Annotated in this window: 18 protein-coding genes and 1 pseudogene; 8 read left to right on the top strand and 11 right to left on the bottom strand. The window is 68.6% G+C overall.

The window, feature by feature from the left end; all coding sequences use genetic code 11:
* The first annotated feature begins 127 nt into the window (after window positions 1-127).
* Both ABN034_RS28470 and ABN034_RS28475 read left to right on the top strand, forming a co-directional pair.
* Window positions 128-487 carry an ArsR/SmtB family transcription factor gene (locus tag ABN034_RS28470; protein ID WP_349694062.1) on the top strand — a complete coding sequence of 120 codons (360 nt, stop codon included), beginning with the start codon at window positions 128-130 and terminating at the stop codon, window positions 485-487.
* Window positions 487-1047 carry an SRPBCC family protein gene (locus ABN034_RS28475; RefSeq protein WP_349694063.1) on the top strand — a complete coding sequence of 187 codons (561 nt, stop codon included), beginning with the start codon at window positions 487-489 and terminating at the stop codon, window positions 1045-1047. The genes ABN034_RS28470 and ABN034_RS28475 overlap by 1 nt, the downstream gene beginning before the upstream one ends.
* A 96-nt stretch (window positions 1048-1143) precedes the next feature.
* Here the strand turns inward: ABN034_RS28475 and ABN034_RS28480 are convergent, their stop codons facing one another.
* Both ABN034_RS28480 and ABN034_RS28485 read right to left on the bottom strand, forming a co-directional pair.
* Entirely contained in the window at window positions 1144-2004 is an 861-nt protein-coding gene (locus tag ABN034_RS28480; RefSeq protein ID WP_349694064.1) for a phytanoyl-CoA dioxygenase family protein, read from the bottom strand.
* 185 nt (window positions 2005-2189) lie between these two features.
* Entirely contained in the window at window positions 2190-2999 is an 810-nt protein-coding gene (locus ABN034_RS28485; protein ID WP_349694065.1) for an NAD(P)H-binding protein, read from the bottom strand.
* A 158-nt stretch (window positions 3000-3157) separates the two neighbouring features.
* Here ABN034_RS28485 and ABN034_RS28490 point away from each other — a divergent pair, with 158 nt between their 5' ends.
* Window positions 3158-4009, top strand: coding sequence for a TetR/AcrR family transcriptional regulator (locus ABN034_RS28490; RefSeq protein WP_349694066.1), 852 nt, complete (start codon window positions 3158-3160; stop codon window positions 4007-4009).
* A 44-nt stretch (window positions 4010-4053) separates the two neighbouring features.
* Here the strand turns inward: ABN034_RS28490 and ABN034_RS28495 are convergent, their stop codons facing one another.
* Window positions 4054-8469 (bottom strand): S8 family serine peptidase, encoded by a 4416-nt coding sequence (locus ABN034_RS28495; RefSeq protein WP_349694067.1) that lies wholly within the window; start codon window positions 8467-8469, stop codon window positions 4054-4056.
* 276 nt (window positions 8470-8745) lie between these two features.
* Between ABN034_RS28495 and ABN034_RS28500 the strand changes: the two genes are divergently transcribed.
* Window positions 8746-9681 carry a DUF2332 domain-containing protein gene (locus tag ABN034_RS28500; RefSeq protein ID WP_349694068.1) on the top strand — a complete coding sequence of 312 codons (936 nt, stop codon included), beginning with the start codon at window positions 8746-8748 and terminating at the stop codon, window positions 9679-9681.
* A gap of 83 nt (window positions 9682-9764) precedes the next feature.
* On the opposite strand, the gene ABN034_RS28505 is transcribed toward ABN034_RS28500, so the two are convergent.
* Window positions 9765-10481: a metal-dependent hydrolase gene (locus tag ABN034_RS28505; protein ID WP_349330548.1), complete on the bottom strand. Its 717-nt coding sequence runs from the start codon at window positions 10479-10481 to the stop codon at window positions 9765-9767.
* A 377-nt stretch (window positions 10482-10858) separates the two neighbouring features.
* Between ABN034_RS28505 and ABN034_RS28510 the strand changes: the two genes are divergently transcribed.
* Both ABN034_RS28510 and ABN034_RS28515 read left to right on the top strand, forming a co-directional pair.
* Window positions 10859-11323, top strand: a complete 465-nt coding sequence (locus ABN034_RS28510; RefSeq protein ID WP_349330547.1) for a hypothetical protein — start codon at window positions 10859-10861, stop codon at window positions 11321-11323.
* A 198-nt stretch (window positions 11324-11521) separates the two neighbouring features.
* The gene (locus ABN034_RS28515) at window positions 11522-13039 is read left to right on the top strand and encodes a LamG-like jellyroll fold domain-containing protein (RefSeq protein WP_349694069.1); all 1518 of its coding nucleotides are present in this window, start codon (window positions 11522-11524) and stop codon (window positions 13037-13039) included.
* Window positions 13040-13372: 333 nt separating this feature from the next.
* Here ABN034_RS28515 and ABN034_RS28520 read toward each other — a convergent pair whose 3' ends face one another.
* Together ABN034_RS28520 and ABN034_RS28525 are read right to left on the bottom strand one after the other, a co-directional pair.
* On the bottom strand, window positions 13373-14893 hold the full coding sequence (locus tag ABN034_RS28520) for a lysine--tRNA ligase (protein ID WP_349694070.1): 1521 nt from the start codon (window positions 14891-14893) through the stop codon (window positions 13373-13375).
* A gap of 124 nt (window positions 14894-15017) precedes the next feature.
* Complete coding sequence (locus ABN034_RS28525) at window positions 15018-17171, bottom strand: ABC transporter substrate-binding protein (protein WP_349694071.1); 2154 nt, start codon at window positions 17169-17171, stop codon at window positions 15018-15020.
* A 247-nt stretch (window positions 17172-17418) separates the two neighbouring features.
* Here ABN034_RS28525 and ABN034_RS28530 point away from each other — a divergent pair, with 247 nt between their 5' ends.
* The gene (locus tag ABN034_RS28530) at window positions 17419-18075 is read left to right on the top strand and encodes an SRPBCC family protein (RefSeq protein WP_349694072.1); all 657 of its coding nucleotides are present in this window, start codon (window positions 17419-17421) and stop codon (window positions 18073-18075) included.
* A 98-nt stretch (window positions 18076-18173) separates the two neighbouring features.
* On the opposite strand, the gene zwf is transcribed toward ABN034_RS28530, so the two are convergent.
* The 4 genes and pseudogenes from zwf to ABN034_RS28550 form a co-directional block, all read right to left on the bottom strand.
* Window positions 18174-19547, bottom strand: coding sequence for a glucose-6-phosphate dehydrogenase (gene zwf / locus ABN034_RS28535; RefSeq protein ID WP_349694073.1), 1374 nt, complete (start codon window positions 19545-19547; stop codon window positions 18174-18176).
* Complete coding sequence (locus tag ABN034_RS28540) at window positions 19537-19995, bottom strand: HAD hydrolase family protein (protein WP_349694074.1); 459 nt, start codon at window positions 19993-19995, stop codon at window positions 19537-19539. The genes zwf and ABN034_RS28540 overlap by 11 nt, the downstream gene beginning before the upstream one ends.
* Window positions 19996-20078: 83 nt before the next feature.
* Window positions 20079-20432, bottom strand: a pseudogene (locus tag ABN034_RS28545) (HAD hydrolase family protein); the annotation flags it as partial.
* Window positions 20429-21421: a 2-deoxy-5-keto-D-gluconate 6-phosphate aldolase domain-containing protein gene (locus ABN034_RS28550; protein ID WP_349694075.1), complete on the bottom strand. Its 993-nt coding sequence runs from the start codon at window positions 21419-21421 to the stop codon at window positions 20429-20431. The gene ABN034_RS28550 and the pseudogene ABN034_RS28545, both read right to left, overlap by 4 nt.
* Before the next feature lie 77 nt (window positions 21422-21498).
* Here ABN034_RS28550 and rpiA point away from each other — a divergent pair, with 77 nt between their 5' ends.
* The gene (gene rpiA, locus ABN034_RS28555; RefSeq protein WP_349694076.1) at window positions 21499-22245 is read left to right on the top strand and encodes a ribose 5-phosphate isomerase A; all 747 of its coding nucleotides are present in this window, start codon (window positions 21499-21501) and stop codon (window positions 22243-22245) included.
* A gap of 53 nt (window positions 22246-22298) precedes the next feature.
* Here the strand turns inward: rpiA and pgl are convergent, their stop codons facing one another.
* Complete coding sequence (gene pgl, locus ABN034_RS28560; protein WP_349694077.1) at window positions 22299-22979, bottom strand: 6-phosphogluconolactonase; 681 nt, start codon at window positions 22977-22979, stop codon at window positions 22299-22301.
* Between the last annotated feature and the right edge of the window lie 4 nt (window positions 22980-22983).

A 22983-nucleotide genomic window follows, 5' to 3' on the forward strand; every position in this document is an offset into this window, starting at 1 on the left:
ATCCGTACGAACCGACCATCAAGACTCGCGGAAGCCGGTATCGATCCGGTACTGCTCCGGTATCGCCGCCGGAGCCCACGCGCGTATGCCTTGACAGGCATATGCTCCTCTCGGCATATTAGGCATCGTGACAGCAGACGCCTTCGGCGTACTCGCCGAGCCGACCCGGCGCCGCATCCTCGACCAGCTCCTGCGGTCAGAGCGCACCGTCGGTGAGCTGGTCGACGCGGTGTCGATCAGCCAGCCCACGATGTCGAAGCACCTGAAAGTGCTGCGGGAGACGGGTTTCGTCTCCTGTCGCACCTCGGCACAGCTCCGCATCTACCGGATCGAAGCCGGTCCGTTCGCGGCGTTGGACGAATGGCTCGAGCCCTACCGCCGGCTGTGGACACAGCACCTTGACGCCCTCGAACGCCACCTCGACAACCAACCCGACGACCAACCTGACGACCAACCTGACGACCAACCTGACGACCAGGAGGAATGATGGATCACAGCACCTTCAAGCCAGGCCCCCTGTCCGAGGTCAATGCCCGGGCCAGCGCGGACCAGTGGACGCTGGTCTTCGTCCGTACCCTTCGCCACTCACCGACCAAGGTGTGGGCGGCCCTGACCGAGCCCGCACAGCTGGCCGAATGGGCCCCCTTCACCACCGACCGCGATCTGGGCAGTCGCGGCGACGCGATTCTGACAATGATCGACGGCGAGGTGGCCGAGCCGACGTCGGCGACGGTGACGCGCTCCGAGCCACCGACCCTGCTGGAGTACACCTGGGGAACCGACCAACTCCGCTGGGAACTGGCCACCGTCGAAGGCGGAACACGGCTGACCCTCCTGCACACCCTCAAGGACCGCGACTGGATCCCCAAGATCGCCGCCGGTTGGCACATCTGCCTCGACGTCGCCGAACACCTGCTCGCTGGCAACCCCGTCGGCCCGATCCGTGGCAATGAAGCACGCGACTACGGATGGGACGAGCTGAACCATGCGTACGCCGACAAGCTGGGAATCCCCGCCACGGACCTACCCGACAGCGAGAAGTCCTGACCGGGCAGTCCTGACCGGGCAGTCCTGACCGAGCAGACCGGGGAGTGCTGGCCGGCACGTGCTGGCCGGGGAGCGTCGTCCGGATCCGGGCGAGACCTAGCGGCGCGAGAGGACGACCGGGAAGCCCTCGTCGGTCATCGGTTCGCCGTCGCCAACGGTGACGAAACGCTTCATCACGTGGTCGCCGCTCGCGTCGTATCTCGTGTCGTCACCCATGACGTGCAGCGCGATCGCCCGGCGAGGCCGGTTGCTCGTGTTGCCGTGGGAACCGTGCCAGGTCAACGAGTGGTGGTAGTGGACCTCGCCCTTGGCGACGGGGCGGAGGACCACTTCCACCCGATGCCCTTCGTAGGTCTCGGGGAGGACGGGTTGGCCCTGCTGCTGGACGGTGTGCAGGAACTCGATCTGGTCACCCCACAGATGGGAGCCGCGCACCATGCTCATGCAGCCGTTCGACTCGTCGACGTCGTCCAGCGCGACCCAGGCGGTGACCTGCGTCATCGGCTGGATGATCGGCCAGAGCGGAGCGTCCTGATGCCAGTGCAGCAGGCCACCCTGCTCCGCCGGCTTGTACTGGATCTGGTCATGCCAGATCCGCAGCTCGTTCGCGCCGGTGAGCTGGCCCAGCTCCTCCGTGATCGTCGGATGCGTCGTCAGGCGGGCGAACGCCTTGCTCGCCTGCCAGATGTTGACGATCTGCCAGATCGGGTGGTCCTCTTCAGCCAGGTTGTTCAGCAGAACCGGCTGCGGCTGATCGGCGCGGTCACGCTCCTCGATCACCCGCAGCATCTCGGTACGCAGCTCGTCGACCTCGGCGTCGTCGAGCACCCTGCCGCCCTTGACGAACCCGTCCGCGTGGAACCGCTTCACCTGCTCATCGGTCAGCATGCTTCTCGCCCCATCCGCCTCATCGGTGAACGTCGACCAGTCTCCGGCGATCCGCGCGCGTCTTGTCAAGAAGTGTTCATCGGACTGACGGACGGGCAGGCTCACGGGCTGGCGGCGGCGAACACGCGCACAGGCCGGGCGGATGCTGATGTGGTGCAGGCGGTGGGCCCTGGCAGGCGCAGAGGCCGGGCGGATGCCGGTGGTCCATGGTCAGTCTCCGTCCATGAGGTCTGCCGTAGCGTACATAGCCCGGGTCAGGCCACACGGAATGCGTCGACGTGCTTGACCGCCCACTGCGCGAACGTCTTCGCCGGCCGACCGGTGACCTGCGCGACTGTCGCGACCGCCTGCTGCGGATGCGCGACGAGGGCGGCCTTGCCCTCGAGGTACCAGTCGGCGTGCTCCCCCATCGCCTTCGACAGTTGCTCGACAGCCTGTTCGCGGGTCAGTTCCACATAAGGGATGTCGCGACCGAGTGCGACCCCGATGCACCGCACCATGTCGGCTCGGGTGATCGACTCCGGTCCGGTCAGTTCGTACGCCTTCCCGACGTGACCGTCCTCGAGCAGTGCGACGGCCGCTACTGCGGCGATGTCGTCCATGGCGATGGGTGCGTTTGCCGCATCGGGGTAGGCGTCACGGACCTGTCCGGTCGTACGGATCTGGTCGGCCCAGATCAGGCTGTTCTCCATGAACTCGCCGGCGTCGAGATGGGTCCACGCGACGCCGGACTCCTCGACCGCCACCTCGATCGCGTGCCACCAGTTGCCCTCCGGCCCGGCCAGGTCGACGACGTGCTGGACGCCAGCCGTCCTGGCCAGGGCGAGAACCTCGTGCACGGTCTCCGTGAGCGGTGCGAGGTACATCCGGTCGACGCCCTCGAGGGCGGGTGGGAGGGTCTCGGGCCGGCCGATGTAGCCCTTGACGACATCAACCTCCATCGGCAGCGCTGCCTTCTCGGGCTTGTTGGTCAGCGCACGGACGTCCGTCGCCCCGGCCGCCAGCAGGTGGTCGACCACGAGCCGCCCGACGCTTCCGGTCGCTCCTGTCACCAGAATCGTCACTTCCGGCCATCCCTTTCCTTTTTCCGTACGTATTACGAGAATGATTTAGTGTACGGCATACGAGAATGTAGGATCGCCCCTGCGACGCGACGCTGGGCTCACCGCAGTCCTGCGTACCCTGGATCGCCGGCGAACCGGCACGAGACGACGAGCAGGCGATGACGATCGAGTACAGCGGCGGCGGGACGGATCCCGACCGACTCCTCGCCCTGCTGTGGCGTCGTTCCCGAACCGGCCCGGTCGCGCCCGCGGCGAGGGTCGCGGCCGCCAACGCCGACGCGAGTGGCGAGAGCGAGAAGACCAGGCCGCCAAGGGGACGGAAGCCACGGCTCACCCTCGACGCCGTCGTGACCGCCGCGATCGCCCTCGCCGATGCCGAGGGACTGCCGGCGATGTCGATGAACGCCGTGGCGGCAACGCTGGGCGTGGCGACCATGACGCTCTACACCTACGTTCCCTCCAAGCCAGATCTCATCGACCTGATGGTCGACGAGGCCCTGTCCGAGAGGGCACTGCCCGCGCCCGGAGAGCCGCGACCGCCGGGCTGGCGCGCACAGGTCGAGCTCTACGCCGAACGCACCCGCACGATGTACCAACGACACCCGTGGCTACGTCACATCTCCACCATCAGGCCACCGATCGGTCCGGGGATGTTGGCCGAACGGGAGTACGTGCTGTCCGCGTTCCTCGACACCGGCCTGAGCCCGCAACAGATGGACGCCGCCGCGCTCGCCATCGGCACGTACGTCGAGACCACGTGCGGTCGTACCGCCGAGAGCGCGGAACTCGAACGCCTCACCGGACAGTCCAACGACGACTGGTGGCACGAACGGACGCTGCTGTGGGAGGAGTACTTCGACGGCGAACGCCATCCGACGATGACGCACATCTGGAACAGCGGCGGCTTCGACAAGGGGACGGCCGAATCGATGACGGTGGCGCACGCGTTCGGTTTCCAGCGTCTGCTCGACGGGATTCAGGCGCTCATCGAGGAGAACTCCCCTCGCTGACCGCGATCTGCGCTGGACGAGATCCGCGCCCCACGTGGGCCGGTCTACTTCCTGACCTGAAGGCGGTGTACGCCGCCACCGTCCGTTCCGGCGAAGAGCCACCCGCCGTCGGCCGTCATCGCCAGCGACCTGACCGACGTGTTCTGCAGGCCGGCGGAGACGTTGGCCCACGTCCTGCCGCCGTCTTTGCTCCTGAGGACTCCGCGACCGGTCCGCCAGAGGACGTCGTTGGCGAAGGGCTCGCCGTGGTGGACGTCCCCGACCTCGAAGGTGCCGCTGGCCGCGTAGATCGTGTCGGGGTCACGCGGCGACGTGATGAGGTCGTTGACCATGGTGGGCAGCGACCCGAGGTCACCGGTCCGCCAGGTCTTTCCGTTGTCCTCGCTCGTGAGAACGCGGTCGCCTCCGGCGATGACCCGGCGCTCGTGGGAGTCCACCAGGACGGCGCGGAACGTTCCGGCTGCGATCCGCGTCGCGGTCTCACCTCCGTCGTCCGATCGCCAGAGCCCGTCGTCTCCGCCAATCCAGATCCGGTCCGGCCGGCGTGGATCACCTGCCAGCGCGTGGATCAGGGCGCCATCGCCCGGTGCGAGGTAGCGCTTCCAGGTGGCGCCGTTGTCCTTCGTACGCAGGAAATAGACGCCGTCCGGCTGGCGGACCGCCACGTCGACTCGGCGCGGGTCGGCCGGGTGGACCAACAGGGCCGTGGGCGTGCCGCCGTAGACGGTGCCAGGTTTCCAGCTACCTCCGGCGTCGTCGCTGCGTTCCACCGCGAAGCCACCGACGGAGTTCGGCCGGACCTTCCACAGCGTGCCTGGAGCCTGCGGCGACACCGCCACGTGGCGGACCGCGGTCGCGAAGGTGGCCTCGGCGCCGTTCGTTCCCCACTCCAGGGTTTCGGGAACGACGGGACCGGTCGGTGCGGGTGTCCGGTGGGTCTCGCGGATGGTGCCGGCGACGAGCACGTCGCGTCCCTGGTCGTCACGGGGCATCGCCAGGTCGTAGACGGTCTGGCCGGGGAATCCGAGTCGGCGGTAGCTGGCGCCGCGGTCGTCGGTGACGTACACACCCGCGCCAGAGATCGAGACCACCACATCGGCATCGGCATCGGCATCGGCATCGGCATCGCCGTTGCCCGACCACGGCGCGGATCCGACCTCCGCGGCGACTCCGCCGGGCACGGGGTTCTCCCACTCCGTCCAGCTGGTGCCGTGGTCCCGCCCGACGAAGAGCCGGCTGTAGCTCGCGACGTACACGACACCATCGGCGACCCACACCCCGTGCACGCGCCGCGTCGGCGGCATGAAGGCCGATCGCCACGTCTGCCCGCCGTCGGTGGAGACGAGAACGCCGGTGTCGAATCCCGCGGCCGCCAGAACCGTGCCGTCGGTGGCGAAGCTGCTGATCCAGCGCGGCCCGGACGCCGGTGTGAGGATGCGTTGCGCAGGTTGTGGCGTGCCGGTGATGTCGCGCACCAGCCACAGGCCGTCATTCGTGGCGACGTACAGGTCGACGCCGGACAGGGTCACCGATCTCACCCCCGGTGCCGGGGCGGGATAGGTCGCCCAGTGTGCGCCCTGGTCGTGGCTCACGTGGACGGCCTCTGACGAGTGGGCGACCAGAACTCGTCCGGTGTCGTCGATGGCAAGACCCACGTGACGGTGGCCGCCGTCGGGCCAGCCCATCTCGGTCCAGGAGCGGCCGCTGTCGTCGGTGCGGAGCAGTTTGCCGTTGTAGACCGGGAAGTCGGCGTCCCCTGGCGAGACGGTGAGCCACATTCGCTTCCCGTCGGTCGGGTCGACGACGGGACGACTCACCGTGGACGTGAGGGCCGGAAACCGTCCGCGTTGGGTCCAGGTCCGTCCCCGGTCCGGCGAAACCCAGATCGACCGGTTGCCGAGGGCGACCAGCTGGTCGGGTGCCGCCGCCGAGAAGGCCAACGGACCGGCATCGCCGTGGGGACCGACCGGCTCGAAGTCGGTTCCAGCGGCGTCGCGGTCGAGGACCTCGAACGTCGACGAGCCGGCGAGGGTGACGCCCCCGTGGTCAGGCGTGGTGACCGCGCTGACGTCGACGTCGTACGTGCCCGGACGTGGACCTGTCACGGCTGCCCGCCACGTACGCGCGTGGTAGGGCACCATCCCCACCTGGGTGGAGTCGCCCCCGGGGTGGTGGACGGTGACGGTCGGCGGTTCGCTCAGGTCCACCGGCGTGTACGCGAAGACCTCGCTGGAGCCCTCACTCGGATCCGGTGCGACGAAGACGTGCAGGGGCGCGACCGCGAGCAGGTACGGAACACGTGAGTCCGACGAGCGGCCCGGCGCGTCGACCTCGATCCAGCCGCCGAGTTCGGTGTCGGCGGCTGGCCTCTCTCCCGAGACCGTGACGGTGACGGTTGCCGATCCACCCGCTGGCAGCATCACCCGGTTCGGTGCGACGCGTACCGACCCCGCGTCGCTTCCCGCCGGCACGCCGCGCAGTTCGAGCTGTACGACGTTCGGCGACGTGTTTGTCACGGTGACCTGACCGGTGGATGTGACGCGGGTCCGTGACAGGTCCGCGAGGCCGAGGGAGAGGGTTGCCGGCGAGGCGAGGACCGACGACGTGGCCGCGGCCGGAAGGTCGAGAAGTCCGGCACCCTGCTCGGTCGGCGTACGGCCGGCAAGCAGTCGTGCACTTCCGACGAGCATCGAACGGATCTGCAGACCATGCCGGTCTGGATGCAGCTGCCGGAGCAGAGCGGCGCCGCCGGCGACGTGAGGAGCGGCCATGCTGGTGCCACTCAACCGCGCGACACCAGGCTCCCAGAGCGAGGTGGGATACGCCGACCGGATCTGAACACCGGGTGCGACCAGATCGGGTTTGAGGTGGTAGCGGTCGTTCGGCCCGCGCGAGCTGAACGACGCCAAGGTGTCGGTGCGGTCGAGGCCCACGATCCGCACACGGACGGTTCCCTGCCCCAACAGGGCACGCAGCTGGGTGTACTCCGTACTGTCCGCGCTCAGGGCCACCAGCCGGTCGAGCCGGCCATCGTCGCCGGAACCCACGGACAAGCGCGGTAGGAGTTCGCCGTCGGTGCCTCCTGCGAGCGGGCCGGGCGTCTGGTCGCCACCGGCACCGGGGTGGAAGACCACACCCACCGCGCCCGCCGACTCGGCCAGTTGCGCGGTCTCGAACGGATCAGGCCCGGGATCCTGCGGTGGCCGCAGGTGAATGAGGGCCAGCTTGTCCCGCAGCTTCTCGGGTACGAGATCGGCAGGTTCGCCGGGTCCGAGGTCCACCACGCCGGCGGTGACCGGCTTGGCCGGAGCGTTGGCGGAGAACGCCAGGGCCCACGCCTGCAGGGTTTCTCGTTCGGGCGTGGTGAGTTCGAGGGCGGGTGTGCGGACCCCCGTCGCCGATGCGCCAACCGCGATGACGTTCGCGGCGGCTGCGGGGCTGCCGATCGTTCGGGGACCCGGCCCGTTGTTGCCGGCCGAGGCCACCACCACGACCCCCGCGTCGGTGGCGCGGTTGCTGGCCTGGCTCAGCGGATCGGTGCCGTCACCGGGTCCGCCCACGCTGAGGTTGACGACGTCCGCGCGGTGTGGGCTGGCGGGATCGACGGCCGCTTCGAGCCCGGCGAGAACCTGTGACATCGCACCGGAGCCGGCGGCGTTGAGGACGCGGTAGGCAGTGAGGTGTGCGTCGGGAGCCACGCCGACGAGGGCGGGAACCTCGCCGCCGCCACTGCCACTGCCACTGCCACTGCCGGCGATGGTGGCCGCCACATGCGTACCGTGACCGTTCTGGTCCATCGGGTCCGCGTCGTTCGCGACGAGATCGTGCCCGCCGATCACCTTGTGTCCGGGACCGAAGCCGCCACCGAGGGCCGGATGGGTGTAGTCGATCCCGGTGTCGACGACCGCGACCGTCACGCCCTTCCCGGTGACGCGGGCACCGGTGGGATCCGTACGCCGCCACAGCTCGGGAGCGCCCACGTGCGGAACGCTGACGTCGAGCGCCGCCCTCATCGTGGCGTCATCGTGGACCACGCGGACACCCGGAAGGTCACGAAGCCGCCCCACCTGGCCGGCCGGCACGCGTGCGGCGACGCCGTTGAACAGCAGGGAGAACTCCCGGGTCTCGGTCACGTCAATGCCCGCGGACCGGGCCGCCTGGTCCAGCTTCTGGTGCTGATCTGCGAGCTCGCCACGCCGGCCCTCGAGCTGGCGCAGAGCCGCGTTCGAAAGAGTCCGCGACTGGTGTTGCTCTGCGTTCAGGATCGCCATCGCCGGTGCACCGGCGAGCTCGATGATGACCCGCCGCTGCTCCTCGCGTGCCTGCGGGCGGGTAATGGTCAGCCCTCCTCCGGCCGACGCGTCGGTGACCGACAGCAACGGAGCGAGCAGGATGGCGGCGACGGCGAGCAGCAGGCCGCCGCGGACCTGTAACGCGGGCGTGGACACGCGAGCACCCATACGATCTCCAAGCTTGATCTGCCTGGTCCCCTGATTGGCCCGGCCGCGGATCGAAGGCTCGGGTCGCAGGGACAGGTCAGTCGTACAACCCCGCGATCGCCCTGGTCCAGAACCTCGACTGGCGCCATGCCGCCAGTTCGCGGTTCCGCCAGTTCGCGGTTCCGCCAGCGCCACGTGCCGGCCGATCGCGGGGCGCAGTCGGTCGGGTAGTCCTGGGTCGCGAGGAGACCGGGACCCGTGAGCCCGCCGCCAGCGCGACGGCGGGATCATCCGTCCATGAAGACCGCTGAGAGGTACGCAGAGTTCGCCGCACGCGAGGCACACGGCGTGTCGCCCGTCTACGAGCGCCTGTCGCTCGCGGTCTCCCGTGACGACGAGACGCTGGCCCTGCTCGACACCCTCCCGCCGGTCAAGCAGCAGCCGAACCTGCTGTTCGGCGTCGTACGTTTCCTCGGAGGTCCGGTCGAGGACCCAGCCGCGTTCCACGACTACACGGTGGCGAACTGGCCGGCGATCGAGGTGGAAATGCGCACCCGCGCCACGCAGACCAACGAGGCCGGGCGGTGCGCCGTCCTGCTGCCGGTGCTTGCCGCCCTGCCACAGCCGCTCGCGCTGCTGGAGGTCGGCGCATCGGCGGGGCTGTGCCTCTACCCCGACCGGTACGCCTACCGCTACGGCGACCAGACTGTCGGCTCAGGCGAACCGGTCCTCGAGTGCGCGGCGACCGGAGTGGTGCCGCCCACCCGCTCCCCCTCGGTGGTGTGGCGTGCCGGCCTGGACCTGAACCCGCTCGACGTGACCGACCCCGCGGATGTCGCCTGGCTCGACGCCCTCATCTGGCCCGAGCACGCGCACCGTCGCGCCCGGCTGCGGGCCGCGGCGGCCGTCGCCGCAGCCAACCCGCCGCTGCTCGTGCGCGGTGACCTGGTCGACGACCTGCCGGCGATGGCCGCTCGCGCGCCGGCCGGCGCGACGCTGGTGGTGTTCCACTCCTCGGTGCTGTACCAGGTGCCGGAGCCGCGAAGGGACGCGTTCGCCGAGACGGTACGCGGGCTGCCCGGGCACTGGATCGCGAACGAAGCCCCGGACGTCCTGACCTACGACGCACTACCGAAGCCGCCGGGAGTCGCGCTGCAGAACGTGCTCGCACTGGACGGGACGCCACTGGCCTGGACCAGGTCCCACGGGCAGGCGATCAGCTGGTTCGGGTAGTTCCTGGACCGTCTTCTCGACCGCAGGTCTCGCCTCAGGATCTCGTGCCCGACGCCGGGCGCAGGGCAACGGAGCGGGGAGTCCTATCGGATGGCCTGCACCGCGGCGGCCACGACGTTCGTGAGCTCCGGCACGGTCAGGCACAGCCCCGCCATGGTGACCACGAGCAGGACCGGGAACACGATCCACGCTTCGTACCACGCGCCGGTGATGAGCGGGCCGTCGTCGTAGTCGTCCCCCGGCTGACGTCCATTGATCCACGACAACGGACGCGGAACCGACGCGCGGGTCACAGCGTCCCCGACGATATGCGCCACGACCCCGAGGCCGAAGGCGAGCGGGAGCCACCACGGGTAGGTCGCATAGGTCACCACCGCCCATCCCGCCCCCGCCGAGACGAGCAGGTTCGCCGGCCAGAACTTCTCGTTGTCACCCGGAATCACGAACGCCAACGCCCGCAGGGCCGCGCCGACCACCGCCGCGACCGCGACACCGGTCGAGATCGGATGCAGTGAGGCTGCGTACGCCAGTGCCGCGAACAGTGCCGGCGCCACCAGCCAGTCATGCGTACCCCCACGGTGGCCGCGGAACACGACGTGCACCAACCGATGAACGACGCGCGACAGCGGGCCCCACATGATCGTCACCGAGGACGAGCGGTGGTCCCAGTCCGGAATCAGTGCCGCGCCCGCGCAGGCGGCCACCCATGCAAACTGGTCCACCATGCCATCGACGGGTACGACGGTGAGCAGGAGTGCGCCCGCGGCGAGCCCCGTCGCCGCATGCGTACGCCACATCATGGGTCAGTCCGTTCGCGATCATGCACGCGGACATCATCAACGCTGGCGCCGACATTTCCTCGCCGGACACGCCGGATGCTCCGGGCGACGGACCTCCACTGGACAGCGCGTGGCACGGATCACATTGGGCGTTATGAACCATTCGGTCCTGACTCGCGTTTCCTCGATGCATCAGCGCCTGGATCAGGCTTGAGCGCGCCACCGGATATGCGGGGGCCCACACATCTGCGTGATGCGTGAGTCCGCTGTCGCGCCGACGACCTGTTTCTCAGGGCATCCGACATGCGTACCGCATCAGCAACAACGGTGTGGCCGCGTGTCTCATCAGGGGATTCTCGTGAATTTCGCTGGTTCGACCAGCTGAAGAGGAGACGACAGTGGAGTTGAGAAAGCAACGGCTCACGGCCAAGGCACTCGTCCTGGCATCGTTGTGTGCCGGGACGGTCATGGTGAACACAGGCGTGGCGGTAGCCGCAGATGACACCTTCGCGGTGGTCACGGCATTCGATGGGTGCACTACGACACCCAATGCAGCGTGGAAGGGCTTCGCACAGTTCCAGGACTACGGGCCTGGCGCACCGGGCGGCGGCGACAACGACGACTACGTCATTGTCGGTGACAGTTGCGCGGACGGTCGCGGTGTCAAGGCGTGGGCCTGGGTCGATGGCGACTACAAAGGTGCCAAGTACGTCGGCACAGGTGTCGACACCTCCGCCGTCTGGGACCCGCTGGGCAACGTTCCAGGTGGCCACTCCGTCGGTCTGAAGGTGTGCTCGGTCGACGGCAACAACGACTCGACCGCACTTTGGTGTGACTCCCATACCGTCACGATCGACGGATAGCGTCAGAGACCCGCTGACGAGCTGGAAGGTCGTCGGCACCCGATGCTGACGTGAGCTGGTCGGCGGACCACTGTGGTCCGCCGACCGGCTGTTCACACTGGCAACACGACCTTGCCAACTCCTCTGGTCGATCCTCAGGATCCCTGTAGCCGCATGCCGTGCGGACGTTTTCGTACCACGACGAAGGAGCCCTGTGGGATGACCGACGTGGCCTTCGACGCCGACTTCACCGTCGCGCTCTGGCTGGTGGTGCCGGCTGACCGACCCGGATCCGCCGGCGGGCTGGCGACCACGTTCGATCCCACGTCCCGGACCGGATTCCACCTCGGCGTCATATCCAGTGCCGGCGGTTACAACGGACCCGGTGACGAGTTGCGCGTCTCTTTCGGTATCGACGTGGGAACCGACCCGCGGTGGATCGACTGCGGGCGGCCATCCCCCTCCTCGAGCCTGATCAGCAATTCGCTCACCGTCTTCGACGGACATCTGCACGCGGCGTCCACCGACGCACCGGCCGTTGCGGACTGGGCGCACGTGTACCGCCACCATGGTGGGAAGGAATGGGAGGACCTCGGCCAGGTCGGCAAGGGTGCGGCGCATGGCGTCGGACCGCTCATCGTCCACCGCGGAAGCCTCTACGCCGCGACGTGGAACTATGACTGGACCCGCGTGGACACCGACGACCTCACGGCCTGCCGCGTCTACCGCTACGAAGGACCAGGACGGTGGGAGGACTGCGGCCAGCCGGGTGCCTCCCGACGCCTCTACAGTCTGGCGTCCTACCGTGGCGACCTCTACGTCGCCGGCGACGACTGCTCCGTCCACGTCTATCGCGGCGACCGGACCTGGGAGAAGGTGCGTTCGTTCGCCTCCCATGCTCATCCCATGACGGTCCACGATGGCTCACTCGCCCTCGCGACGCTCAATCCGGCCACGGTCTGGACGTACGACGGCACCACCTGGACCGACCTGGGCAATCCACTGGGTGATGAGGAGCACTGCAACCAGATTCACACGCTGGACGAATTCGACGGAGCACTCCACCTCGGCTCATGGCCGCTCGGCAAGGTCGTCCGATGGGACCTAAGAAGCACGAGGTGGAACGACCTTGGCCGGCTGGGTGACAGCACCGAGGTGCAGGCACTCGCGTCGTACAACGGCATGCTCTACGCCGGCGCGATCCCCCGTAGCGAGGTCTTCCGGTACGACGGCGACCACAACTGGACCAGCATCCGCCGTTTCTACGACCCACCACGTTGGGAACCGCTCCTGGTCTCCGAAGTCGACGACACTCCACGCGGCGAGCGGGGCCTGCGGGAGTGGAGTCGGGTCACGAGCCTTACCCAGCACGCGGGCATGCTCTTCGCGTCAACGGGAAGTTGCACGGGCGCGGCGGCCGACGCTCCTGCGGACATCCGCGGCACCGTCCACGCCATGAGTGCCGGCGTCACCGCCACGACAGCGCACTCTCTCGAGCCCGGCCGGCACCACATCGCCGCCGTCCGCCGCGGCGGAACGGTGTCGATCTACGTCGATGGGAGGGAGGCCGCGACCGCCCAGGGTGAGGTGACGGGATCCCTCGCGACTGCCACTGGTCTCCGGGTCGGCCCGGACGTCCCCGGGTCCTTCTGCGGTGAGGTCCAAGACTTCGGCGCCTATGACCACGCCCTCGACAGCCGAGAGGTCGAGGCACTCGCCGCGCAACGCCCCGACTGATTGCGTGTGCGGCGCCTACGAGTCGCCGCTGACAGGACAGATCGCCTTCGTCGCGGTGGAACCGTGGCAAGAACGGCATGCCCGAACGACCCGCACCGCCCGAACGACCCGCACCGCCCGAACGACCCGCGCCGCCCGAACGACCTACGCCGTGCAAACGAAGCCAGGTCAACCAGGCCTCGAGACACGGAAACGGCATCAACGCCTTGCCCAGCGACCACAGCCCCAGCCAACCAGGCGAGTAACCCATCCAACCAGGCAAGCCCCGCCCAACCAGGCAAGCCACCCGTCGGCCTCCGCCGACCCGTCACGCTGCGAGCAGTGCCGCGAGGCTCAGGACTGTGAGGCCGGCTTGAGGAGCGGGAAGATCTGGCACTCGCGAATGCTCTTGTCCATGAAGAACGCGAACACCCGCTCACTCATCCCGAAACCGCAGGCGGGCGGCATTCCGTATTCCAGCGCCTCGACGAAATCATCGTCCGCCATCTGTGCCTCGTTGTCACCGGCGTCCCGAAGTGCCTGCTGCTGGTCGAACCGCTCGGCCTGGTCGATCGGATCATTCAACTCCGAATAACCATTGCCGAGCTCGCTGCCGGCGATCAGGACGTGGAAACGCTCGACGATTCCGGGGCGAGAGGCGCTGCGCTTGGCAAGCGGCGACACCTCCAGCGGTTCGTTGACCAGGAACCCTGGACCGGTGAGCTGGCGGCGGCAGTGCTTCCAGAGCGCGTCCGTCGCCCGCGCGCGGTTCAGGCCGGCCTTGTCGTAGGAAACGCCCAGCTCGTCAAGCCTGGCGACCATCTGGTCGACACTCGCGTCGAGGACATCGATCCCCGTCAGCCGTTGAACCGTCTCCACGTAGTCGTAGCGTTCCCATGGACGGCTCAGATCGACCTCGTAGGTGCGTTCGTTGCGGTGCAGGGTGAACTGCAGAGTGCCAAAGGTCTCCATGACGACGTAGGTCATCAACTCCTCGACCAGGGCCATTCCCCACTCGTGATTGGCGTACGCCCAGTAGAACTCCATCTGGTCGTAGTCGTTGAGATGCTCCCGGCTCTGGCTCTCGTTGCGGAACTGCCGGCCGATCTCGAAGACCTTTTCCAGACCGCCGACGAGCAGGCGCTTCTGCCACAGCTCGCCCATCGAGATCCGCAGGCACACCTCGGTGTCGAGGAAGTTGTGGTGGGTGACGAACGGACGCGCGTCGGCCCCACCGCTGGTGTGTTCCAGAGCGGGCGTCTGCACCTCGACGAAGTCGCGGTCTTCGAGGAATCGCCGGATCGACCGCCAGTACCGCGCCTTGGCATAGATCATGTCCTGGACGTCGCGGTGTAACAGGATGTCGAGGTAGCGCTTGCGGAGCAGCAGATCCTCGTTGGCCAGCCCGGCGTGCTTGTCCGGCAGCGGGCGGAGCGCCTTCGCCAGCAGGGTGACCGCACGGGCACCGACCGACGGTTCGCCCGTCTTGGTCTCCATCCGTACGCCCTCGACGCTCACGAAGTCACCCAGGTCGAGGTGCCTGATCCAGAACTTGTATCCCTTACCTGGCTCGGCACCCTGGTCAAGATCCTTCTTGGACAGAACGAACTGGATGTCGCCGCTCTCGTCATGGAGCCGGCCGAACGCGATGTTGCCCATCACCCGGAAGAGCATCACCCGTCCCGCGACGGTGACGGGGGTACCGTCGGTGAGCTTCAGGGCGTCCGCCGCCGAGGTCTTGTCCACCGGACCGGAGGGGTAGGGCTCCACCCCGGCCGCCCGGAGCTTGGCGATCTTCTCGGTCCGCTGCCTGCGGATCGTCGCCACCAGGTCCTCGTCGCCGCCACCATGCTGGGACACGTCGTCGTTCGTCACCGCTGCCGTCCACGCCTTTCCTGGTCCGCCCGGAGTCGTCTCCGGTGCACGTCAGGCGGCCAGTCTGGCAGACGGCAGGAACGAGCTCACGGCCTTAACGGCGCCGCCGCGCTGGACGGCTCGCTCAGGCGCTGGCACCGCTTCCGCCGTGCTCGTCCGGGTTGCGCCAGAAATACGCCTCTGGATCGTAGACGGCCGGTGTCGGATGGATCCACGGTGCGGTGAATCCGCCTTGGGCGAGATTCTCCTTCCTGGGTACGTTCCCGAGATCCCGGTGCGCGACCGTGAGCGACGGGGTGTTGGCCACCGAGCCCTGGAAGAACGGCCCTTCCTCGACGTGGATCTTGGTGATCTCCCAGACGAGCTGATGGCGTTTCATCTCGTCCGGCTCGACCTTGCACTGGTCGTAGAGCTTCCACAGCTTCTCGATGGGGCCGCTCGGTTCGGGCTCCATCCGGGGCGGTGTGCGGTCGTAGGGGTCCTTGTCACGTTCGGCGTTCTCGGCCGGCGTTCCCCGCACGTTGTAGAACTGGCCCTCGAGCGGTGCCCAACGGGTCGGCTCGATCGGCACGATCCACTGGGGGAAGACGAGACAGTTCGGTCCGTCGCCGACGCCCCAGTCGCCACGGCCCATGATCTTGCCGCTCTGCCATCCCGGATCCATCGACTCCGGCGGGATCGGATCCTCGCGTACGTCGAGTCCGATGCGTCGCCAGTCCCTGACCATGAGGTTGTTCGACTGCGACACGACGTCGTTTGGGTTGGCCGCGAACGTCAGGACGATGGTGAGCTTGTCGCCGTCAGGCATCTCGCGCTTGCCGTCACCGTCCTTGTCGACCACGCCGAGCTCGTCGAGCAGCTTCTTCGCGGCCTCGGGGTCGTAGGCGTTGTACGCATCCCGCCAGCTGCGGTAGACGTCGGGGCCCTCCGAGCCGACGTGATACTCGACCGCCTTCGGGCTCATCGTCCCCGTTGTCGCCTCGCCCATGCCGAAGTGCACGGCCTTCTGAACCTCGGCCCGGTTGAACGCGAGCGACAACGCCTGCCGGAACGCCGGCTCCCGGATCAGCTTCCGCATCTTCTCGTCGTGATAGTCGTAGTTGAAGAAGAAGCAGGCGTTTCCGGTGCCGTCACCGTTGTCCCACAGGACCGTTTCCACGCCGCTGCGGTCGGCGGTCTCCTTGAGCCCTGCGACGTCGGCGAGGGCGAGCTGTGCGAACGGCCCGTGCACGTAGTCGTACCTGCCCTCCTGGACCTGCAGTTTGCCGACCTGCGCGTCCTGCACCACCGACATGATGAGGCGGTCGACGAACGGCAGCTGGTTTCCGTCGGGATCGACGCACCAGTAGTACGGATTGCGCTCCCAGCGCAGGACCTCGCCCTCCTTGACGGAGGTGACGCGCCAACCGGTGAGTGTCGGGCACTCGGGATTGCGGACGAAGTCGGCCTTCGTGTAGAAGACGCCGTCCTTCGACGCCCAGTCGGCGGGTGCGTCCGGGTTGTACTTCGGGTGGAACTGCTCGACATAGTGCCGCGGCAGCGTCCAGATCGGCCCGACGTCGCCGTTGCCGCCGCTCACCCACGTGGCGAGCCGGTCGGCGGTCAGTGGAGCGGGGGCGTCGTAGGTGAGGACTAGAGTGAAGTCGTCGGGCGCGGTCATCTTCGCCAGCGTGCCCTTGCCTGACCGCATCTCGTCCGGCGGCACCGCGGAATGGTCCTCGTCGAGGACGAGATCCTCCCACCAGAAGAGGATGTCCGCCGTGGTCCACGGCTTGCCGTCGGACCATTTGAGACCTTCGCGGAAGTGCAGGGTCCACTCCGACGCGTCGGCGTTCGACTCCCAGCTCTCGGCGATGCCCGGGCCGATGTCCATGCCGTCGTTGAGATAACGCAGGATCGAGTGGCCGTACATGTACTCGCGGACCTGACCGTCGCTGACCTTCGGCGTCATCATCCGCAGTTCGCCGCCGAACTTGCCGGGCTCCAGCCAATTGTGCGGCACGACGTAGGGCCGCGCGGGGAGCCGGTCCTTCACCGGCGGGAGGTCGCCGGCCTTCACCTGGGCCGCCAGCATCGGCGCCTCGTGGAACTCGGCCGGCGCGGAGAGCGGCTTCTTGCTCGACCCCACGCCGTCGGCCTTGCCGCCGCCGCCCTTCTTCCCTGCCGTACCGTTGCCGGCCGTGTCGTCGCCGGCCGAGCACGCGCCGAGCATCACGCCGGCGGCGGCCGCCGCCGAGCCGAGAAGAAACGCCCGCCTGGTTCCCACCGTCGGTGTCATCCTCGACTCCTCATCTGGTTCCCTCATCCGACGTACGACGGCCGAGGCGAAGATCACCCGCACCGTGGGCCCGACCCTAGTCGTCCGTTCTGTCCGAAGTCCTGGCCAGCACCGGCGCCCGTCCCGTGGCTCGGGCTGGGCGGCACTCCGATACATCTCAGCGTTGACTTATATAAGCTTCGACTGAGATGCTTCGCGCGACGCGGCACGCTGCGCAGACAATCCGGACAGCAAGGAGAACGACCCGATGGACATCGGCGACGAGATCAACGCCATCCAGCGCGAGACCGGCCAGGGGCGCATCAAGGAGCAGGACGTACGCACGATCACCCTGCGACGCAGCTACGACGCCCCGATCGAGGACGTCTGGGACGCCATCACCGACCCGAAGCGAGTCAACCGCTGGTTCCTTCCCGTCACCGGAGACTTCCGCCTCGGCGGTACGTACCAGATCGAAAACAACGCCGGCGGCGAGATCGTCGCCTGCGAGCCGCCGGAACGCCTCAAGGTCACGTGGATGCTCGGCGAGCCTTCCGAGGCCGACCTCAGCGAGGTCGAGGTCCGCCTGTCGCCCGGCACCGACGGCCAGACACTCTTCGAGCTCTGCCACACCGCGGTCGTCGACCCCGGCTTCTGGTCGATGTACGGGCCGGGCGCGGTCGGCGTCGGCTGGGACCTCACACTTCTCGGCCTGGGCCTCCACCTGGCCGGTGGCGAGATCGACAAGGCCGAACGAGAAGCATTCGAGCAGTCGCCGGAGGCGCGCGACTTCATGACCAGGAGCAGCCGGGCGTGGGGCGCCGCATACGAAGCCTCGGGCGCCGACAGCGCCGAGGTGGCCACGGTCGTCGAGAACACGACGAAGTTCTACGCCCCCGACCAGGACGCGCCGAGCCAGAGCTGACCGAGCGGGACCCGTCCGAACGTGCTGAGGCCCGAAAGGGATGTCGAGCCCTTCGGACAGGTGCCACCCCTCACGTTCACACCGGCCCGGCGCCCGGCTCAGGCCTGCGGGTCATGCCAGGTGGTGCCCGCTGGGAGCAGGCCGTCCGCCGCCTCCGGTCCCCACGAGCCCTGGGCGTACGGATGGACCGGCACCGCATCGTCGAGGATGGGGTCGACGATCCGCCAGGACGCCTCCACCGAGTCCTCACGGGCGAAGAACCACTGGTCGCCCGCCAGCGCGGCACCGATCAGCCGGTCATACGGCCTCGGGTCGGAGCCCGGCTGCTGTGCGAAGGTGAGCTCCTCGACCTGCGCCTCCGGGCCGATGGCAGGTTTCTTGCCGGCCAGGCTGAGCGTCACCGCGGTCTCCGGGCGTACCCGGAAACGCAGTTCGTTCATGCTCTCGAACGGCTTGATGCCGCAGATGTTGCGTTCGGGCCGGCGGAACCGCACCGAGACCTCCGTCGCGCTGACGGGGAGACATTTGCCGGCGCGGATGTAGATCGGTACGCCCGCCCATCGCGCGGACTCCGACGCCAGCCGCACCGCGAAGTACGTCTCCACCGTCGAGTCCGGCGCGACACCCGGCACGTCGCGGTAGCCGTCGTACTGCCCGCGGACGACATCGCCCGGCGTCAACGTCCGCAGCGCCTGCACGGCCTCGGCGCGTTCGTTCCGCCAGGACCGGATGTCGTGCCGCGGCTCGTCGGCCATGATCGTCACGAGCAGTTGCATCAGGTGGTTCTGCAGGACGTCGCGGATCGCGCCGGTCCGGTCGTAGAACCGGCCCCGGTCGGCCACCCCGAACGACTCCCCCATGGTGATCTGGATGCTCTCCACGTGGTCGCGGTTGAGCAGCGGTTCGACGATGGAGTTGGCGAAGCGGACGAACTGGATGTTCTCCACCGGATCAAGACCGAGCCAGTGGTCGACGCGGAAGATCGCGTCCTCCGCGAAGACCTTGTGCATGGCGGCGTTGAGTTCCTGGGCGCTGCGCAGGTCCGTGCCGAACGGCTTCTCGACCATGACGCGCGAGTCGCGTTCGCGGCCGACACTGGCGATCCCCTGCGTGATCCGCCCGAACAGCTGCGCCGGGACCTCGAGATAGAACAGCGTCCGGCGGCGGTCGCCGAGGCGATCCGAGACCTCCTGGTAGGTCGCGTCGTCGGTCAGGTCGCCGTCCACATAGCCGAGCAGCCCCAGCATGCTCGCCGCCGCGCCCTTCGTCGGATCGATGTCGTGGTGCCGCAGGGACTCCGCGGCATAGTCGCGGAACTGCTCGAGTTTCCACCCACTGTTGGCCACGCCGATGATCGGTACGTCGAGTACACCGCGCTCGACCAGGCTGACCAGAGCGGGGTAGGTCTGCAGCTTCGCCAGGTCCCCGGTCGCGCCGAAGATGACCAACGCGTCGACTGTGTCACGTTCCATCTGTGTGCCCGCCTTTCCTGTTCGTCGTCGCGACGCGGCCCGACGTGGTGGCACCCGCGCCCGCACGGGCCCGGGCGGGCAACACGTAGCGCTCGACGGCGTTCGCGAAACCCTCGTCGGTGTTGGCCGTCGTGACCCGGCGGGCCGCGCGCTGCACCTCGGGGCTCGCGTTGCCCATCGCGATGGACAGGCCCGAACGCGCGAACATGAGAACGTCGTTCGGCATGTCGCCGATGGTCACGATCTGTGCCGGATCGATGCCGTACGTCCTCGACAGGAACGCCACCACGCTCCCCTTGTTGGCCTCCGGGTGCGTGACGTCGAGGTAGTAGGGCTGGGACCGGGCCGCCGAGACGTGGTCGCCGAACTCGTCACGGGCTGCCGACTCCGCCGCGGCCACCGCGACCAGGTCGTCGCTGACACCGACGATCTTCGCGACGCCACCCATCCGGAGTAGCTCTCCACCACGGTCGGTGCGAACTTCACCGTCCACGCCTCACGGTCGACGTGCGGGCCGTTCCGGTCGTGGACGAACCACTCCGTGCCCTGGTAGAGCCAGACGTCCAGCCGGTACGACCCCAGCAGGGAGACCATTGGCCCGACCACCTCGTCCGGGACGGTCCTCACTTCGATCACCGACATGTCCGGATGGACGAAGAGACCGCCGTTGAACGCCGCGATCGGTGTGCTGAGGCGGAGCGGCTCGACGAGCATCGACATGCCGCGCGGCGGGCGCCCGCTGGTGATCGCGAACAGGATGCCGGCGTCACGCAGCCCGTGGACGGCCTCGACGGCGCGGTTGGTGAGAACCTTGTCGTTCGTCACCAGCGTGCCGTCGACATCGGCCAGGAACAGCCGGACCGGTGGAACGTCGCCGGCGTTCATGACCGCTCCGAGCCGGCAAGGACGCTCGCGTCCGACGCGGTGAGGAACGTGTGGATCAGCGCGAGGTAGCGATCGGCGATCGCGGTCGCCGCGTGGTCCCGCGTCACCGTGCCGGCCAGCCACGCCCGCAGCGCGTCCTCCCACAGTGTCCGACCGACCGCGAACCCGTCGAAGCCTGGGACGCCGGCGGCGATCCGCAGCCACTGCTCCACCCGGGCCTCGTCGGCACCGCGCCCGAGAACGACACAGCAGACGTCGTCGCGGCCGCCAGCCCGGGCCTGTGCCACCACCCGGGCGCAGGCGTTCGCGGTGTCGAGTCCCTCGATCTTCCAGATGTCCGGCTCCACATCCGCGTCCTGAAGCGCCGCGAGCGCGCGGACGACGAGGTCCGGCCGCAACTCGCGGTCGTACCGTCCCTGGTCCCCACCGCAGCGTGTCCACTGGTCATCGGTCGACGGGACGAGCAGCTCGAAGAGGAACCTGCGTTCGGTGTCGTGCAGCCACGCGCTGAGCTGGGCGAGTCGCTGTGTCTGGCGGGCGTTCAGGTCCTGATCACCGTCGGGGTTATAGCGGACCAGAACCTTCGCGAACGTCGGACCGAATCGCTCGATGTGTGCCGCGAAATCCTCGCCGTAGGCGAACTCGAACTCCTCCTGCCCGGACTTCTCCACCGGCATCGCGAGCACGTGCCCGGCCGCACTCGCCGCGCGGGCCACCTGCGTACCGAACTCCTCGTCGACGAGGACACCCGCCGCGTCCCGCGGCGCGCCACGCTCGAGGGCCTGGACGAAGCCTTCGTAGATGAGGTTCTTGGCGTCGATGATGCCGGCGCGGACCGTATCGCTCGGACCCCCGGCGGGCTTCGCCCGCCTGTCGCCCGCTCTCGCCTGCGGCACGGACGGAGGCTTCCCGCCGAACAGGTCGTGCTCGAACGATCCCCGATGGTCGAAGGCCATCAGGTAGAGCGGCGCGCGATATCCGAGAGCCATCGCGATCCCTCCTTCGCGGCATGCGGTGCGGCCCTGCCGAGGTGTGTGCGGGCGGCCGGCGGGGAGACTGTGTGCACGTGAGCGAGCGAAGCGAGGGAACCAATGAGCACAGCACGCGGGAACGCGTGAGCGCCGAGCGGAATCCGTCCGAGCCGAGCCAGGCCGGGGACGACAGGGGCGAACGGGAGAAGCGGATCGCTGCCGAGGCCGCCGCCGCACTCGTGCAGGACGGAATGACCGTCGGCCTCGGCACGGGCAGCACCGTGGCCTTCCTGCTGCCGGCACTCGCCCGGCGGAACCTGTCTCTTCGCTGCGTGGCGTCGTCGCCCCACACCCACCACGCCGCTCTCGGGCTCGGCCTCACGGTCCAGGAGTTCGACCCTCTCGACCGTCTCGACATCGCCATCGACGGCGCCGACCAGGTGGCCCCCGACGGCTGGCTGGTCAAGGGCGGAGGTGCCGCGCACACCCGGGAGAAGATCGTGGCGGCGGCCGCCGACCGGTTCATCGTCATCGTGGACTCGCGCAAACTGGTCGCCGCACTGCACGCCCCGATTCCGGTCGAACTGCTCGAGTTCGGGCTGCCGGCGACGCTGCGGCGCCTGGCGTCGGTGACGGTGCGGGGTGTGCCGCGCAGTCCGGACGGTGGCGTCATCGCCGACTACCACGGCGAGGTGGGCGACCCCGCACGCCTCGCGGCCGACCTCTCGGGCACACCCGGTCTCGTGGAGCATGGCCTCTTCTCGCCCAGCCTCGTGGCCACCGTCCTCGTCGGGCGCGACGGCACCGTCGAACGACGTGACCTGCGGTCGCCGGGCCGCTGAACCCGCTTCCATCGGTAGGGCGGTCATCGGCGGGGCCTTCATCTGGCGGCTACTCATCGCCCGGCCGCCGACCGGTCGGCGAGGACGAGTGAGGCGCGCGCCTCGACCTGGCCCGCCGGGATGGACTCGTCGCCGGCGAGGAGCTTCGCCAGGGGCAGGTGTTTGTCCGCACCGGTGACCAGCCAGAGCAACTGGTCCGCTCGCGCCAGCGCCGGATAGGTGAGGGTCATGCGCCGATGCCCCTGGTAGGGACCGGTGATCGCGACCAGGTGGTCGGTCACCTTCAGCACCGGGTCATCCGGGACCAGCGACGCGGTGTGTCCGTCCGGTCCCAGACCGAGGTGGATCAGGTCGAACCGATCCGGCAGCAGCGCCGCATAGCCGTCCGCGGCCGCCTCGAGGCCGGCGACGTCGGTGTGCTCGGCGTCGTTCACCGGCATCGGTACGACGTCCGCATCGGCCGGGCCGAGACTCCCACGCAGGTGGGTGAGATTGCGGTCCGGATCGCCGGCCGGCGCGATGCGCTCGTCGACCTGGAAGATCACGACGTGGTTCCACGCGACGTCGCGTCGGGCGAGTTCGGCAAACATCGCCCACGGCGTGTGCCCGCCGCTCACCGCGCACGTGAACCGTCCGTGGTCCGCGATCGCCTCCCGGCTACGGCGTACGACCTGATCGGCCGCGGCCGCCGCCACCGCCACGGGATCGGCGAAGACCTCGAGATCGTGGTGCATGCTG

Origin of the sequence: Actinopolymorpha sp. B11F2, assembly GCF_040195635.1 — a bacterium.
Taxonomy (GTDB): domain Bacteria; phylum Actinomycetota; class Actinomycetes; order Propionibacteriales; family Actinopolymorphaceae; genus Thermasporomyces.

Bases quoted from the DNA above. Each gene is read 5' to 3' on its own strand.
- ABN034_RS28475 (WP_349694063.1), top strand. From the start codon at position 487: ATGGATCACAGCACCTTCAAGCCAGGCCCCCTGTCCGAGGTCAATGCC.
- ABN034_RS28490 (WP_349694066.1), top strand. From the start codon at position 3,158: ATGACGATCGAGTACAGCGGCGGCGGGACGGATCCCGACCGACTCCTC.
- ABN034_RS28495 (WP_349694067.1), bottom strand. From the start codon at position 8,469: ATGGGTGCTCGCGTGTCCACGCCCGCGTTACAGGTCCGCGGCGGCCTG.
- ABN034_RS28500 (WP_349694068.1), top strand. From the start codon at position 8,746: ATGAAGACCGCTGAGAGGTACGCAGAGTTCGCCGCACGCGAGGCACAC.
- ABN034_RS28505 (WP_349330548.1), bottom strand. From the start codon at position 10,481: ATGATGTGGCGTACGCATGCGGCGACGGGGCTCGCCGCGGGCGCACTC.
- ABN034_RS28515 (WP_349694069.1), top strand. From the start codon at position 11,522: ATGACCGACGTGGCCTTCGACGCCGACTTCACCGTCGCGCTCTGGCTG.
- ABN034_RS28525 (WP_349694071.1), bottom strand. From the start codon at position 17,171: ATGACACCGACGGTGGGAACCAGGCGGGCGTTTCTTCTCGGCTCGGCG.
- ABN034_RS28530 (WP_349694072.1), top strand. From the start codon at position 17,419: ATGGACATCGGCGACGAGATCAACGCCATCCAGCGCGAGACCGGCCAG.
- zwf (WP_349694073.1), bottom strand. From the start codon at position 19,547: ATGGAACGTGACACAGTCGACGCGTTGGTCATCTTCGGCGCGACCGGG.
- ABN034_RS28540 (WP_349694074.1), bottom strand. From the start codon at position 19,995: ATGGGTGGCGTCGCGAAGATCGTCGGTGTCAGCGACGACCTGGTCGCG.
- ABN034_RS28550 (WP_349694075.1), bottom strand. From the start codon at position 21,421: ATGGCTCTCGGATATCGCGCGCCGCTCTACCTGATGGCCTTCGACCAT.
- pgl (WP_349694077.1), bottom strand. From the start codon at position 22,979: ATGCACCACGATCTCGAGGTCTTCGCCGATCCCGTGGCGGTGGCGGCG.